Genomic DNA, 14,734 nt, shown 5'->3' on the forward strand with positions numbered 1-14,734 from the left:
CCCGCGCCAGCATCTGACGACTCCCCGTCTCTGACGAGACACCCTGTTTTCCGACAAGGAGAAAACATTGCTCGACGTAACAACTTTTGACGAGCTGCGCATCGGCCTCGCGACGGCCGATGACATCCGTCGCTGGTCGCACGGTGAAGTGAAGAAGCCCGAGACCATCAACTACCGCACCCTCAAGCCCGAGAAGGACGGTCTGTTCGGCGAGCAGATCTTCGGACCCTCGCGCGACTGGGAGTGCTCCTGCGGCAAGTACAAGCGGGTCCGCTTCAAGGGCATCGTCTGCGAGCGCTGCGGCGTCGAGGTCACCAAGTCCTCGGTCCGCCGCGAGCGGATGGGCCACATCGAGCTCGCCGCCCCCGTCACCCACATCTGGTACTTCAAGGGCGTCCCCTCGCGCCTCGGATACCTGCTGGACATGGCGCCGAAGGACCTCGAGAAGGTCATCTACTTCGCGGCGTACATGATCATCGACGTGGACGACGACGGCCGTCACGCCGACATGCCCGGCCTCGAGAACGAGCTCCGGCTCGAGATCAAGACCCTCTCGGACCAGCGCGACTCCCGCATCGCGGACCGCCTGGCGCGCCTCGAGACCGACCTCGCCGCCCTGGAGGCGGAGGGCGCGAAGAGCGACCAGAAGCGCCGCACCAAGGACGGCGCCGAGAAGGAGATGGGCCAGATCCGCAAGTCCTTCGACGAGGACATCGCGCGACTGGAGAGCGTGTGGGAGCAGTTCCGCACCCTGAAGGTCGGCGACCTCAAGCCCGAGGACGCCGTCTTCAACGAGCTCGTCGACCGCTACGGCGTCTACTTCGAGGCCTACATGGGCGCGGAGGCGATCAAGAAGCGCCTCGAGCAGTTCGACCTCCAGGCCGAGGCCGAGACGCTGCACCTGCAGATCGCCGAGGGCAAGGGTCAGAAGAAGATCCGCGCCATCAAGCGCCTGCGCGTCGTCAACTCGTTCCTCGCCACCGGCAACTCGCCGGCCGCGATGGTCCTCGACGTGGTCCCGGTCATTCCGCCGGAGCTGCGCCCGATGGTCCAGCTCGACGGTGGCCGCTTCGCCACCTCCGACCTGAACGACCTCTACCGCCGCGTCATCAACCGCAACAACCGCCTCCGCCGCCTGCTCGACCTCGGTGCCCCCGAGATCATCGTGAACAACGAGAAGCGCATGCTCCAGGAGGCGGTCGACGCCCTCTTCGACAACGGCCGCCGCGGCCGTCCCGTCACCGGTACCGGCAACCGCGCCCTGAAGTCCCTGAGCGACATGCTCAAGGGAAAGCAGGGTCGCTTCCGCCAGAACCTGCTGGGCAAGCGCGTCGACTACTCGGGCCGCTCGGTCATCATCGTCGGACCGCAGCTCAAGCTGCACCAGTGCGGTCTGCCCAAGCAGATGGCGCTCGAGCTGTTCAAGCCGTTCGTCATCAAGCGCCTGATCGACCTCTCCCACGCGCAGAACATCAAGGCCGCCAAGCGCATGGTCGAGCGCTCGCGTCCGCAGGTCTGGGACGTGCTCGAGGAGATCATCCGCGAGCGCCCCGTCCTGCTCAACCGCGCGCCCACCCTGCACCGACTCGGCATCCAGGCCTTCGAGCCCCAGCTGGTCGAGGGCAAGGCGATCCAGCTGCACCCGCTCGTCTGCGCCGCGTTCAACGCGGACTTCGACGGCGACCAGATGGCCGTCCACCTGCCCCTGTCGGTCGAGGCCCAGGCCGAGGCGCGCATCCTGATGCTCGCCTCGAACAACATCCTCAAGCCCTCGGACGGCCGTCCGGTCACCCTGCCCACGCAGGACATGATCATCGGCCTGCACCACCTGACGACCATCCGCGAGGGTGGCGCCGGTGAGGGCCGCGCGTTCTCCTCCGTCTCGGAGGCGATCCTCGCGAAGGACCAGGGCTCGCTGCACCTGAACTCGAAGGTCCGCATCCGAATGTCGGACGTGTACTTCGCGCAGGGTCAGGCTCCCGAGGGCGTCGAGATCGACGACAAGGGCAAGGTCACCGCGCCCGTCCTCCTCGACACGACGCTCGGCCGCGCCCTCTTCAACGAGGCGCTGCCGGTCGACTACCCCTACTTCGAGCAGGTCGCCGACAAGACGACCATCTCCGGGATCGTCAACGACCTCGCGGAGCGCTACCCGAAGGTGGAGGTCGCCGCCTCGCTCGACCGCATCAAGGACGCCGGCTTCTACTGGGCCACCCGGTCCGGTGTGACCGTCGCCCTCTCGGACATCCTCACCCCGCCCTCGAAGCCCGTCATCATCGCGGGCTACGAGAAGAAGGCGGCCAAGGTCGAGTCGGAGTACGACAAGGGTCTGACCACCCAGGCGGAGCGCCGCCAGGAGCTCGTGAAGATCTGGACCGAGGCGACCGACGAGGTCGCCAAGGCGATGCGCGCGAACTTCCCGATCGACAACACGATCAACCGCATGGTCACCTCCGGTGCCCGTGGAAACTGGCTGCAGGTGCGCAACATCGCCGGCATGCGCGGTCTGGTGAACAACCCGAAGGGCGAGATCATCGCCCGACCGATCATCTCCTCGTACCGCGAGGGCCTGTCGGTCGCCGAGTACTTCATCGCCACGCACGGTGCCCGCAAGGGCCTGGCCGACACCGCGCTCCGCACCGCGGACTCGGGCTACCTGACGCGTCGACTCGTCGACGTCTCGCAGGACGTCATCATCCGCGAGGACGACTGCGGCACGACCAAGGGCCTCGACCTGCCGATCATGCTCCAGGACGCCACCGGCGCCTGGATCCAGGACTCCAACGTCGAGAACTCCGTCTACGCCCGCTCGCTCGCCACCGCGGCGACGAACGAGGCCGGCGAGGTCGTGGCCGAGGCCGGGGAGGACGTCGGCGACGTCCTCATCGAGAAGCTGGTCGGCGCCGAGGTGCGCCACATCAAGGTCCGCTCCGTCCTGACCTGCGAGTCGGCCGTCGGCGTCTGCGCGGCCTGCTACGGCCGCTCGCTCGCCACCGGCAAGCTCGTCGACATCGGAGAGGCCGTCGGCATCATCGCGGCCCAGTCGATCGGCGAGCCCGGCACGCAGCTCACGATGCGCACCTTCCACACCGGTGGATCGGCCTCGGCCGACGACATCACGCAGGGTCTTCCCCGCGTGCAGGAGCTCTTCGAGGCCCGCACCCCCAAGGGTGCGTCGCCGATCGCGGAGGCCGCCGGTCGCATCACGATCGAGGACACCGACCGGGCCCGCCGGGTCATCCTCCAGCCGGACAACGGCGACGAGGCGGTCATCTACCCGGTGCTCAAGCGCTCGCAGCTCCTCGTCGAGGACGGCCAGTCGGTCGTGCTCGGTCAGCAGCTGCACGTGGGAACGGTCGACCCCAAGGAGGTCCTGCGCGTGCTGGGCGTCCGCGAGGTCCAGAAGCACCTCGTCGGCGGCGTCCAGGGCGTCTACCGCTCGCAGGGCGTCCCGATCCACGACAAGCACATCGAGGTCATCGTCCGGCAGATGCTCCGCAAGGTCACCGTCGTCGACCACGGCGACACCGACCTGCTGCCGGGTGAGCTCGTCGACCGCTCGCGCTACAGCGAGGTCAACCGTGCGGCTCTGACCGAGGGCAAGCGGACCGCGTCCGCCCGCCAGGAGGTCATGGGCATCACCAAGGCCTCGCTCGCGACCGAGTCGTGGCTGTCGGCCGCGTCCTTCCAGGAGACGACCCGCGTCCTGACGCAGGCGGCCATGGAGGGCAAGCGCGACCCGCTGATGGGCCTCAAGGAGAACGTGATCATCGGAAAGCTGATCCCGGCCGGAACGGGTCTGCCCCGCTACCGGAACGTGTCGGTCGAGGCGACGGAGGAGGCGAAGGCCGAGCGGTACCCCAACCGCATCTTCGCCGACGACGCCGCGTTCAGCGACGCGGACCTCTCGTTCGTCGACTTCGACTCGTTCTCGAGCGACGGCTACGAGCCCGGCAACTACAGCTGAGCACAGTCCGACTGACGAAGGGCCCCGCCGGGAGACCGGCGGGGCCCTTCGTCGTCCGCGGGCGGGTGAGGGCACCCTCACCCTGACTGGGGGTCCGTCGATTCCCGACAGAGAGCCCGAACGGGGGCGCCAGGGTGATTGACTTCGGGGACGTTCGTCCGGTCGATCCCCTGAACCCGCTCAGCAGGGGTCGCGGCGGTGAGGAAACGTGCGGATGAGAGTCCTGATCGTCGTGCTGTCCGCCCTTCTCGTGGCGGTCGGTGCCGTCGTCGTCCCCGCCGGCAGCGCGGTCGCGGCGGTCGCGGCCGCTCCGCCCGCCACCTGCGGGATCGCCGAGCTCGCGCCCGTGCTCGAGGGGGACGACGTGACGACGACGGCCGCCGCCTCGCTCGTGCCGATCCTGGTGCTGCACGGCTGGCTGGGCACCGCGACGCACGACGAGTCGCGCACGGGCGCCTTCTCGCACCTGGTCGACCTGATCGCCACGAACGGCGTGGACCAGCCGGTCACCACCTCGCAGCGCTCCCTCATCGGCGCGTTCCAGGACACCGAGGGGGCCGTCGTCTACACCTTCGACTACCGCGACCTCGCGGCGCGCTGGGTGACCGATCCCGGGATCGCCGACGCCCTCGCCTCCTCGATCGCCTGCCTCACGGCGGCGACCGGCCACCGCGCGGTCGTCGTGGCGCACTCGATGGGCGGCCTCGCCGCTCGGCAGGCGCTCAGCCAGAGCGTCGACGGCGTGCCGGTGGAGTCGATGGTGCGCGAGGTCGTCACCTTCGGCACGCCCAACACGGGCTCCGACCTCGCCCTCCGCCTGGGGCAGATCATCGACTCGACGGGGACGGTCAGCCCCGCGGTGGTCGGCGGCCTCGAGCCGCAGTCGCGGCTGGGAATCTCCGCGCTGCTCGCCTCCTGCGGCGAGGCCGCCTCCGAGGACGCGGCCAACGCGGGGGAGTGCACGGGGATGCCGATGATCGACGCGCTGTCCTCGCAGGCGGGGATCGCGATGCGCACCGGATCCACGGAGCTGGCGGCGCTCCCGCCGTGGCCGGCGGGTGTGCGCGTCGTCTCGCTCGCCGGCGACATCCGGGTCACGATCGCGTCCGTCCTCGGGTCGAGCACGGGCTCGGTCTCCCTCGGCGACATCATCGTCGCGCCGCCGTCGGCCGAGTCGGGCGTCGACGAGTACGTGGTCTCGACCTGCTACTACACGATGCTGTCCATGCCCGACGTCCCGTCCGTGCTGGCGGAGCTCAGCCCGATGGCGCGCCTGGGCGACGCGCTGCGCTTCTCCGCGATGGTGGTCGCCATCGACGCCAGCCCCTGCCACCACGCCAAGCTGATGCGCAACGTCGAGCTGGCGGGGCACGCCGAGGCGGAGATCGCCGACGCCGTGGCCGGCGAGCTCGGCCTGCCGCACACCGACTCGGCTCGCGCGGGGCAGCGCCACCTCCCGCCGTCGGACGAGCCCCGCCGTCCGTTCCGCCGCTGATCGGCGAGACATGATGTCTGGAGTTTTGACGCGGGCATGATCGAGCGCCTACGGTCGGAACCGGCCGATGGGGCGGCCGCCTGGGGGACAGGCAGCGCGGCTCGCGCGGCTTCCGAGCCGAGCGCGAGCCGCGCCCGTCCGCGCGGTCCGGCTCCGTGTGTGACCTCCCGCGCAGCCGATGTGCACGACGACTGTCGGCGATCGTCTACGCTCGGGTGCACCGGGGACCCCGAAGCCACCCCGCTCACCCGCCTCCGGAGGCACGATGGGCAACGACACCCCGCCCGAGGTCCCGCCTCGTCCGGGCCGACTCAGTCGCGAGCAGGTCAGGACCAGGCTCCTCGACGCGGCCCTCGCCGTCGTGAGGGTGGAGGGCCTGCGCGTCGGCGTCTCGCACCTGCCGCTCGAGGAGGTCATCCGCTCGGCGGGAGTGCCTCGCAGCACCGTCTACCGGATCTGGCCTACCCGTCAGGCGTTCTACGACGAACTGGTCGCGGCGATCCCCGAGCGGATCCTCACGGCGCGGCTCGATCCCGCCTCGCTCTCCGCGGGGGACTCCTACCTGCACCGTCGCCTCGCCGAGCCGCGGAGCCCCGAGCAGATGCGCGAGATCCTCGTCGCCTCGCTCACCGTCGCGATCGAGGCCAACTACGACAACGTCTTCGCCTCGCAGCACTGGCGCAACTTCGTCGCCCTGATCGGCGCGGTCGACTCGCACTCGGAGCCGGCGAGTGCGGCGATCCGCGAGGCCCTGCACTCCCGCCAGGTGCACTTCATCGAGAACATGGCGAAGTACTACCGGCACACCCTGGCCGAGGCGGGTCTGCGCCTGCGCTCAGGGCGGGACGAGGAGTACGCCGTGCTCGCCTCCGCCATCTCCTCGTTCGTCGAGGGGCTCTGCATCGCCAGGATCGCCGCTCCCGAGCTGGTGACCGGTCCGATCGACCCCGGCCGCCCCGGCTCGCCCTCGCTCGTGGTCGCCGGAGCCCTGATGCTCATCGACGGGTTCTGCGAGCCCGCGCCCGCCGGACCGGCGGCACCGGCCGGCGCGGGTCCCGGGAACTCCGCTCCGCGCTAGTCGCCGGCGGGCGGGTCGTCCTGCGCGACCGGCACCAGCATCCCGTCCACGATCGAGCGGATCGTCCAGGCGGTGAGGGTCCACTCCACCGGCTCGCCGTCCAGCCCGGGCGCCTCGATCACGGCGTCGAGCTCGTCGTCGAGCAGGCGCCCGCGATGCACGAGACCGTCGGTCACGATCGCGGTCAAGTGCGCGAGCTGCAGCGTCGTGAAGCCGGGCTTCAGCGAGGAGCCGAAGCGATCGAGGACGTCCTGGTAGTAGTCGCGCATCCGCTGGGTCAGCATGGTCTCCAGCCGCAGGGCGGTCGCCCGGACCGCCTCCCGCGCCGGGCCCTCCTCCATCGAGAAGGTGCAGGCGAGCAGGGCGTTGTAGGAGGACCAGTCGACGGAGGCGCGCAGCGTCTCGACGCTCGAGTTGGCGCCGATGCGGATCATCTCCCAGGCCACCTCCCGGCGGCCGGCCGCCGTGCTGAGGTGGGCGGAGGAGCGCTCGTACACCTCCGTCATCGCCCGCGACGCGTCGGGGTCGGCGCCGTCGGCGAAGCGGTCGGCGACGAAGATCTCGCCGATCAGGTCGGCGACGAACTCCTCGCGCGTGCTCCAGATCCGGTACACCGAGCTCCGCGGCACGGCCGCCAGGCGGATGTACTCCTCCATCGGCAGGTGGGCGAATCCGACCGTGAGGCCGTTGACCGAGATGACCTCGCGCGCGGCGGCGAGCATCCGGGCCCGCACCTGGTCGGCGGGGATCCGGATCGAGCGGGTCGTGGTCTCGTCGGAGTCGTTCATCGCCTCGGAGACTAGCCCTCCTGGGCCGGGAGCGGGCGGCGATCGTCCCTGGAGCGCGTCGTCGCCCGCAAGATGACGAGACGGAATGTCCCGTCCGTCGCCTGCGCAGCCGCCCTTTCGCTACGGTTCGATCGAGGACGGACCCGACCGTCCTCGCAAGGGGTTTCCGTGGCGGAATTCGAGAAGTTCGCTGTGTCCGTGGTGAGCGGTCCGACCATCGAGCGCGCAGCGCTCCTGGCTCTGCTCGCCCACGTCCTCCCGCGCCTGCGCGCCGCGGACGCCGAGACGGCCGAGGCGGAGACGATCGCCGTGCTCGACCTCGACCGGGTCGCGCCCGACTCGCTCGCGAGCACGCTCGCGACCCTCAGCGCGCGCTATCACGGCCTGGTCGTGCTGTCCGCGTCGGACTCGCTCGAGGCCGTGCGCGCCGTGCTGCGCCTCGAGCGCACCGCGTTCGTCTGGAAGGGCGACGAGCCGGGCGAGCTCGTCGCGGCCGTGGTGTCGATCGCTTCGGGCCGCTCCTGGATCTCGGAGGCGGCACGGCACCGCTTCCTCGCCGCGGGAGAGCACCACCGTCCCGTGCTCAGCCGGCAGGAGAGCCGGGTGATGCGCTCGTACGGCTCCGGGACCGCGGTCAAGGACGTCGCCCTCGACATGCGGATCGCGGAGCACACCGTGCGGACCTACATCAAGCGGATCAAGGCGAAGTATCTCGAGGCGGGCATCGCCCTGCAGTCACGGGTCGACTTCTACCGCCACCTCGACGGGCACGACGTCGCCATCCGCAACGGCCGCGACCGGGTGCGGGCCGGCCTGCAGGAGGCCGACGGCGGCGCGCGCAGCGGCATCGCCTCGTGAGGCGAGCAGGATCGCGTTCCCGCTGCCGCGCCCCTCGGCGAACGACAGCGAGCCGACCGCGGCGGTGACCGGCAGCGCCTCCCGCAGACCCTGCCGCAGGCGGCGCAGCCGGCGGTGATCGGCGTCGTCGGCCACGTTGACCGCCAGCAGCCCGTCCCCGTCGACCAGGCGCGCCAGACGGGCGAGCACCTCGGAGCGGTAGAAGGACTCGGGGATCTCGTCGCCGTCGTAGACGTCCAGCACGACGAGGTCGGCCGGCGGCACGGCGAGAGGACCGGCGGCGTCCGCGGTGACACGGCGCAGCCGGGTACCGGCGGGCAGCGGCGCGTGCGCCAGGACGAACTCCACCAGGCCCGCCGCTCGCTCGACGACCGTCTGCTCGGAGCCCGGCCGGGTCGCCGCGACGTAGCGCGCGAGCGCCAGCGCCCCCGCGCCGAGGTGGAGCACGGTGACGGGAGCGCCCGCGGGGGCGAGAGCATCGACCGCGGCGCCGAGCCGGGCCAGGTACTCCAGACCGAGCTGCTCCGGGGCGAGGAGATCGATCAGCGACTGCTCGGAGCCGTCGATCTCGAGGACGAGCGATCCCTCGCGGATCGGGTCGGGCTCGAGCGAGACCACCGCGCCGTCGGGGAGGCGGACCGAGGGCGGCATCCGCTCACGCTAGCGCGCGCCCGAGCCTCGCGCCGGGCCCCGGCCGCGGCTACGGTTGCAGCCATGGCCGCCCTCATCCTGCTCGACGTCGACGGCGTCCTGAACCCGTCCGTCTCGAGCGACCGCGCCGCCGGCAGTCACCGGCTGATGCTCGAGCCCGAGCGCGAGGAGCTCGTCCGCCGCCTCGCTTCCGTCGGCACGATCGTCTGGGCGACCACCTGGCCGCCGAAGCTCACGTCGGTCCTCGCGGGCGACCTCGGGCTGCCGGCCGGGACCGAGGCGATCGTCTTCGGCGGCGGGCTGCCGCGCGACCCGCGCTTCCCCGGGCAGACCGGCAAGCTGCAGCCCGTCGCCGTCTGGCTCGAGCAGGCCCGCGAGCACGCGACGATCGACGCCGTGGTGTGGATCGACGACAACCTCCGCGGCGACGCGGTCGACTGGGCGCGCGAGCAGGAGACCCCCTTCCATCTGATCGTGCCCGACGCGGCGACCGGTCTGACGGCCGACGAGGTCGCCGGGGCGGAGTCGTTCCTCGCGGAGGTCGGGGTGTCCTCGGCGTCACACGGAGACATCCGGGAATAGCGGTCCCCCTCCTCCTGGTTGGCTGAGAGAGGGCGGGCGTGCGCGATCCAGCGCCGTCGGCTCCACTCCTCCCCACCGAACCGTGCGCGGCTCCGGCCGCGATCCGGTCGTGAGACTCCGCGATGCACCGAAGGAAAGACACCGTGACGCTCCTCCCCGCCCGCACCTCGCTGCGCGTCCTGCTCGGCACGACCGCGGCCGCCGCCGCCCTCGTCCTCGCCGGCTGCGCGCCCGCCTCCACCGACGACGTGGTCTCCGGCTCCAGCGACGACAGCACCGCCTCGACCTCCTCCGGGCTCACGCTCGCCGAGGTCGAGGAGTCCGGGAAGCTGACCATCGGCACCGAGGGCACCTACTCGCCGTTCTCGTTCCACGCCGACGGCGGCACCGGCGACCTCACCGGCTACGACGTCGAGGTCATCACCGCGGTCGCCGAGAAGCTCGGAGTCGAGCCGGAGTTCGAGGAGACCCAGTGGGACGCGATGTTCGCGGGTCTCGACGGCGGTCGCTTCGACGTGATCGCCAACCAGGTCTCGATCAACGACGAGCGCAGCGCGAAGTACGACTTCTCCGAGCCGTACTCGGTCAGCCCCGGCGTCGTCGTCGTCCCGACCGCGGACACCGAGATCACCTCGCTCGACTCGCTCTCGGGCAAGACCACCGCGCAGTCGCTCTCGAGCAACTGGTACACGCTCGCGCAGGACTCCGGCGCGACCGTCGAGGGCGTCGAGGGCTGGGCGCAGGCCGTCGCCCTCGTCGAGCAGGGCCGGGTCGACGCGACCATCAACGACCGCCTCACCTGGCTGGACTGGTCGACGACCTACCCCGACCAGGCCGCGGGCCTCAAGGTCGCGGTGACCACCGACGACAGCTCCTCGAGCGCCTTCACCTTCCCGAAGGGCTCGGACGACCTCGTCGCCGCGGTCGACGGCGCCCTCGACGAGCTGCGCGCCGACGGCACCCTCGCCTCCATCTCCGAGCGCTACTTCGGAGCCGACGTCTCCCAGTAGCACCGCCTCCGGCGGCGGGTCTCGATCCGCCCCTGCGGGGCTACTCGACCAGCAGGAAGGACGCCTGCGGCGATGGTCGCCGCTTCCGACTGCCTGCTGCGACATGCTGATCGAGTAGCCCGCGCAGCGGGTGTATCGAGATCCACCGTCACCGAGACGCGAGTCCGCAGACCACCGTGCCGGACGCGGTGGGTCTCGATACGCCCCTCCGGGGCTACTCGACCAGCATGGGTCGACCGACACCCCCGCTTCGCAAGGCCGAGCGGTCCCGGGAAATGCGTGCCAGCATTTCCCGGGAGCGGACGCACGACGCTCTACGATTCGTGACCACCTCGAAATGCCGACTGCGGTCTTCTCCCGCCTCCGGCGGGAGAAGACAAGATGGAACTCTTCGTCAGGTCGTTCTGGCCGATCCTGTCGGGCGGCATCGTCGGCACGATCCCGCTCGCGCTGTCGAGCTTCGTGCTCGGCCTCGCGCTCGCTCTCGCCGTCGCGCTGATGCGCCTGTCGCGGGTGAAGGTCCTGGCGTGGATCGCCCGCGCGTACATCTCCGTCATCCGCGGCACCCCGCTCCTGGTGCAGCTGTTCGTGATCTTCTACGGGCTGCCGAGCCTGGGTGTGAAGATCGACCCGTGGCCGAGCGCGATCATCGCCTTCGCGCTCAACGTCGGCGGCTACGCGGCCGAGGTCATCCGCGCCGCCATCCTCAGCGTGCCGAAGGGGCAGTGGGAGGCCGCGCACACCATCGGCATGGGCCGCGGGCTCGCGCTGCGGCGGATCATCCTGCCGCAGGCCGCCCGCGTCTCGGTGCCGCCGCTCTCGAACACCTTCATCTCGCTGGTGAAGGACACCTCGCTCGCCTCGCTGATCCTGGTGACCGAGCTCTTCCGCCAGGCGCAGAAGATCGCCACCGCCTCGAGCGAGTTCATGCTGCTCTACCTCGAGGCCGCCCTCATCTACTGGCTCATCTGCCTCGTCCTCTCCAGCGGCCAGAGCCTCCTCGAGAAGCGATTGGACCGCTATGTCGCCCGTTGACGCACCTTCCGGCACCGCAGGCCGCCCGGCTGACGGCGACCGCCCCGTCCTCCGCGCGACCGGGCTGCGCAAGTCCTTCGGCGGCGTCGAGGTCCTGCGCGGCATCGACCTCGAGATCCGGCGCGGCGAGGTCATCGCGCTGATCGGCCCGTCCGGCTCGGGCAAGACCACCGTGCTGCGCTCGCTGAACAGCCTCGAGGTCCCCGACGGCGGCGTCCTCGAGCTGGCGGACGGCGCCGTGCTCGACTTCGGCGGCGCGGTGGGCAAGCGCGCCCTCACGGCGCTGCGCGACCGCTCGGCGATGGTCTTCCAGCACTTCAACCTCTTCCCGCACCTCACCGTCCTGCAGAACGTCACGGAGGGTCCGCTGCGCGTCCAGCGCCGCCCGGCGTCCGAGGTGGTCCCGGAGGCGGAGGCGCTGCTCGAGCGCGTCGGCCTCGGCGGCCGCGGCGGCGCCTACCCCTTCGAGCTGTCCGGCGGTCAGCAGCAGCGCGTCGGCATCGTCCGCGCCCTCGCGCTCCGGCCCGACCTGCTGCTCTTCGACGAGCCGACCTCGGCGCTGGATCCCGAGCTCGTCGGCGACGTCCTCTCGCTGATGCGCGAGCTGGCGAGCGAGGGCTGGACGATGCTGGTCGTCACGCACGAGCTGGAGTTCGCCCGCCAGGTCGCCTCCGAGGTCGTCTTCATGGCCGACGGCGTGGTCGTCGAGCGCGGCGCTCCCGCGCGGATCCTCCGCGACCCGCAGGAGCCGCGCACGCGGCAGTTCCTGCACCGCCTGCTGCACCCGCTCGAGTAGCGCGCCTCCGGGTGGATCCGTCCCCCGTCCCGGGGTGGGCGCGGCGGTCGCTCGCCCCGCGCGGACCCGTGCCTAAGCTGTTCGAGTGACGGGGAACAGCGAAGCCGAGACCACGCGGATGCCGACGACCGGCGACGGCACCGAGCCGACCCGGGAGTACGTCTGGCCCGAGCCGGAGCCGGGCGGCCGCCGCCCCGCGACCGGAGCCACCGCGGTGCAGGAGCGGCAGCCCGTGTCCCCCTCCCCGCTCGGCTCCGTCGAGCCGGAGCCCGAGCCCGTCCGCCGGAAGGGCAACCGCCTCGCCGGACTCGCGATCGCCCTGCTCACGACCGCTGTCTTCGCGTTCCTGCACCTGGTCGCCCTCACCGCGATCCGCCTGCTGATTGACGGCGTCGAGGGCGATCCCGTGACCGTCGCGCTCGCGCAGGGCCCCACGGCCGTCTTCCTCCTGCCGGTCGCCGCCTTCTTCGCCGGACTCGCCCTGATCGTCCTCGCCGTCAACCGCGCCGGCTGGTGGGCCTACGTCCTCGGCGGCTTCTTCGTCGCCCTGCTCGCCGGTGCGGCGGCCCTGGTCGGCGCCTGGTCCGCGGTCGGCGGCTTCGCCGTGCCGCAGGACCGTGCCGCCGTCGTCGACGTCCTCCGCGACCCTGCGACGCTGGCCGCCGTCGCCGCGGCCGCGGTGCTGGCCCGCGAGGTCAGTGTCTGGGGCGGGAGCCTCATCGCCGGCCGGGCGCGCCGAGTGAAGCGCCGCAACGCCGAACGCGACGCCGCCGCGCAGTCGTGACGCCCGCCGGCCCGGGGGAGCAGGGCCGCGGCGCCGGGCTCGGCTACGGCATCGCCCTCGCCGCGTTCGTGTCCTTCCTCTACCTCGCGCTCGTGGTCTGCGCGTTCGGCGTGCTCAGCCTGCTGCTGGACCAGGACGTCGTCCCCGAGCGCGACGCCGGCCCGATCCTCGGCCCGGTCGTGGTGGCGGTCTGCGTCGTCGCCGTCCTCGTCTCGATGATCACGCTGGCGGCCCGGCCCGGCGTGACGCGGCTCGTCGGCCCCTCCGTCCTCACCGGTGCCGTCGTCTACGCGCTCTTCCTGCTGGTCGGCGGCGCGATCTACGGCCTGGGGCTGGGGGAGCCGGGGGCGATCCTCCGCTTCGTGCTCGACCACGCGGCCACGCCCTTCGCGATCGCCGCCGGAGTGCTCGCGGCCGGGGTGCAGATCCTCTTCCTCGCGATGCTCGCCCGCCGCGACGCCGGCGGCGGGACTCCGCGCTGGGGCTGGGAGGGCGACGAGCGCGAGTGAGGCTCCGGGGCGCCGTTCTCTCCCAGGGCGAACGCCCTCCGGTTGACCGCCCCCGTCACTCCCCGTAATATTCTTCGGGTGTGCGCTTTGTCGTGCGCTTGTGTCGTGCCTCCGGGTCGGCGCAGTGCCGCGCTTCGCTCCACCGGGTCCGCGAGGACCCGCGGGTTCGTCCGATCGGGCGGCCCCCACGGCATACCCCTCCTCCTCCAGGTCTCCGCTCGTCGGCGCCGAGAGGGAGTCGGGTCCAGATGAACTCGGCCGTCCCGGAGACGGGCAGGCCGAATGTCGACCATCGATCCGCTGTCACCGTGCAGCATTCAAGGAGCAAATCAGTGCCAACGATTCAGCAGTTGGTCCGAAAGGGACGCACGCCGAAGGTCACCAAGACCAAGGCGCCCGCCCTGAAGGCCAACCCCCAGCAGCGCGGCGTCTGCACGCGCGTCTACACGACCACGCCCAAGAAGCCGAACTCGGCCCTCCGCAAGGTGGCCCGCGTCAAGCTCTCCAACGGCACCGAGGTCACGGCCTACATCCCCGGTGAGGGCCACAACCTCCAGGAGCACTCGATGGTGCTCGTCCGCGGCGGTCGTGTGAAGGACCTCCCCGGTGTCCGCTACAAGATCGTTCGCGGCGCCCTGGACACCCAGGCCGTCAAGAACCGCAAGCAGGCTCGCAGCCGGTACGGCGCGAAGATGGAGAAGAAGTAATGCCTCGTAAGGGACCCGCTCCTAAGCGCCCCGTCGTCGCAGACCCCGTCTACGGCGCCCCGGTCGTCAGCCAGCTCGTGAACAAGATCCTCCTGGACGGCAAGAAGGGCCTCGCCGAGCGCATCGTCTACGGCGCGCTCGAGGGGGTCTCGACCAAGAACGGCCAGGACGCCGTCGTCACGCTCAAGAAGGCGCTCGACAACGTCCGTCCGACCCTCGAGGTCCGCAGCCGCCGCGTCGGCGGCTCGACCTACCAGGTCCCCGTCGAGGTCAAGCCGCACCGCGCCAACACCCTCGCCCTCCGCTGGCTCACCAGCTACGCGAAGGCCCGTCGCGAGAAGACGATGACCGAGCGTCTCATGAACGAGATCCTCGACGCGTCGAACGGTCTGGGCGCCGCTGTCAAGCGTCGCGAGGACACCCACAAGATGGCCGAGTCGAACAAGGCCTTCGCGCACTACCGCTGGTAGCGCA

The 14,734-nt window shown here is 71.2% G+C and carries 13 protein-coding genes; 12 read left to right on the forward strand and 1 reads right to left on the reverse strand.

Translation table 11 applies throughout. The features are described from left to right. Window positions 1-67 precede the first annotated feature (67 nt). The 3 genes from GTU73_RS05220 to GTU73_RS05230 all read left to right on the forward strand — a co-directional run bounded on the left by GTU73_RS05220 (window position 68) and on the right by GTU73_RS05230 (window position 6,540). Window positions 68-3,967 carry a DNA-directed RNA polymerase subunit beta' gene (locus GTU73_RS05220; protein ID WP_159985828.1) on the forward strand — a complete coding sequence of 1,300 codons (3,900 nt, stop codon included), beginning with the start codon at window positions 68-70 and terminating at the stop codon, window positions 3,965-3,967. A gap of 214 nt (window positions 3,968-4,181) precedes the next feature. Beyond that, window positions 4,182-5,462, forward strand: a complete 1,281-nt coding sequence (locus GTU73_RS05225) for a hypothetical protein (RefSeq protein WP_160087600.1) — start codon at window positions 4,182-4,184, stop codon at window positions 5,460-5,462. Between the two features lie 265 nt (window positions 5,463-5,727). After that, window positions 5,728-6,540, forward strand: a complete 813-nt coding sequence (locus GTU73_RS05230; protein ID WP_160087602.1) for a TetR/AcrR family transcriptional regulator — start codon at window positions 5,728-5,730, stop codon at window positions 6,538-6,540. On the opposite strand, the gene GTU73_RS05235 is transcribed toward GTU73_RS05230, so the two are convergent. Continuing rightward, window positions 6,537-7,328 carry a hypothetical protein gene (locus GTU73_RS05235; RefSeq protein WP_160087604.1) on the reverse strand — a complete coding sequence of 264 codons (792 nt, stop codon included), beginning with the start codon at window positions 7,326-7,328 and terminating at the stop codon, window positions 6,537-6,539. The genes GTU73_RS05230 and GTU73_RS05235 overlap by 4 nt on opposite strands. 168 nt (window positions 7,329-7,496) lie before the next feature. Between GTU73_RS05235 and GTU73_RS05240 the strand changes: the two genes are divergently transcribed. The 9 genes from GTU73_RS05240 to rpsG all read left to right on the forward strand — a co-directional run bounded on the left by GTU73_RS05240 (window position 7,497) and on the right by rpsG (window position 14,730). Continuing rightward, window positions 7,497-8,186 carry a LuxR C-terminal-related transcriptional regulator gene (locus GTU73_RS05240; protein WP_160087606.1) on the forward strand — a complete coding sequence of 230 codons (690 nt, stop codon included), beginning with the start codon at window positions 7,497-7,499 and terminating at the stop codon, window positions 8,184-8,186. Between the two features lie 714 nt (window positions 8,187-8,900). Then, complete coding sequence (locus tag GTU73_RS05245; RefSeq protein ID WP_160087608.1) at window positions 8,901-9,419, forward strand: HAD domain-containing protein; 519 nt, start codon at window positions 8,901-8,903, stop codon at window positions 9,417-9,419. Between the two features lie 143 nt (window positions 9,420-9,562). Then, window positions 9,563-10,429, forward strand: coding sequence for an amino acid ABC transporter substrate-binding protein (locus tag GTU73_RS05250; RefSeq protein ID WP_244231780.1), 867 nt, complete (start codon window positions 9,563-9,565; stop codon window positions 10,427-10,429). Window positions 10,430-10,810: 381 nt separating this feature from the next. Beyond that, window positions 10,811-11,464, forward strand: a complete 654-nt coding sequence (locus tag GTU73_RS05255; protein WP_123702092.1) for an amino acid ABC transporter permease — start codon at window positions 10,811-10,813, stop codon at window positions 11,462-11,464. After that, window positions 11,451-12,260 carry an amino acid ABC transporter ATP-binding protein gene (locus GTU73_RS05260; protein WP_160087612.1) on the forward strand — a complete coding sequence of 270 codons (810 nt, stop codon included), beginning with the start codon at window positions 11,451-11,453 and terminating at the stop codon, window positions 12,258-12,260. Before GTU73_RS05255 ends, GTU73_RS05260 begins: the two co-directional genes overlap by 14 nt. Window positions 12,261-12,345: 85 nt before the next feature. Continuing rightward, on the forward strand, window positions 12,346-13,044 hold the full coding sequence (locus GTU73_RS05265; RefSeq protein ID WP_160087614.1) for a hypothetical protein: 699 nt from the start codon (window positions 12,346-12,348) through the stop codon (window positions 13,042-13,044). Then, the gene (locus GTU73_RS05270) at window positions 13,041-13,553 is read left to right on the forward strand and encodes a DUF6121 family protein (protein ID WP_160087616.1); all 513 of its coding nucleotides are present in this window, start codon (window positions 13,041-13,043) and stop codon (window positions 13,551-13,553) included. Before GTU73_RS05265 ends, GTU73_RS05270 begins: the two co-directional genes overlap by 4 nt. 332 nt (window positions 13,554-13,885) lie before the next feature. Further along, window positions 13,886-14,260 carry a 30S ribosomal protein S12 gene (gene rpsL, locus GTU73_RS05275; RefSeq protein ID WP_011186743.1) on the forward strand — a complete coding sequence of 125 codons (375 nt, stop codon included), beginning with the start codon at window positions 13,886-13,888 and terminating at the stop codon, window positions 14,258-14,260. Then, entirely contained in the window at window positions 14,260-14,730 is a 471-nt protein-coding gene (rpsG, locus tag GTU73_RS05280) for a 30S ribosomal protein S7 (protein ID WP_056037355.1), read from the forward strand. The genes rpsL and rpsG overlap by 1 nt, the downstream gene beginning before the upstream one ends. Window positions 14,731-14,734: the final 4 nt, after the last annotated feature.

Origin of the sequence: Rathayibacter sp. VKM Ac-2804, assembly GCF_009866655.1 — a bacterium.
Taxonomy (GTDB): Bacteria; Actinomycetota; Actinomycetes; order Actinomycetales; family Microbacteriaceae; genus Rathayibacter.

Bases quoted from the DNA above. Each gene is read 5' to 3' on its own strand.
- GTU73_RS05225 (WP_160087600.1), top strand. From the start codon at position 4,182: ATGAGAGTCCTGATCGTCGTGCTGTCCGCCCTTCTCGTGGCGGTCGGT.
- GTU73_RS05230 (WP_160087602.1), top strand. From the start codon at position 5,728: ATGGGCAACGACACCCCGCCCGAGGTCCCGCCTCGTCCGGGCCGACTC.
- GTU73_RS05235 (WP_160087604.1), bottom strand. From the start codon at position 7,328: ATGAACGACTCCGACGAGACCACGACCCGCTCGATCCGGATCCCCGCC.
- GTU73_RS05255 (WP_123702092.1), top strand. From the start codon at position 10,811: ATGGAACTCTTCGTCAGGTCGTTCTGGCCGATCCTGTCGGGCGGCATC.
- rpsG (WP_056037355.1), top strand. From the start codon at position 14,260: ATGCCTCGTAAGGGACCCGCTCCTAAGCGCCCCGTCGTCGCAGACCCC.
- GTU73_RS05260 (WP_160087612.1), top strand. From the start codon at position 11,451: ATGTCGCCCGTTGACGCACCTTCCGGCACCGCAGGCCGCCCGGCTGAC.
- GTU73_RS05245 (WP_160087608.1), top strand. From the start codon at position 8,901: ATGGCCGCCCTCATCCTGCTCGACGTCGACGGCGTCCTGAACCCGTCC.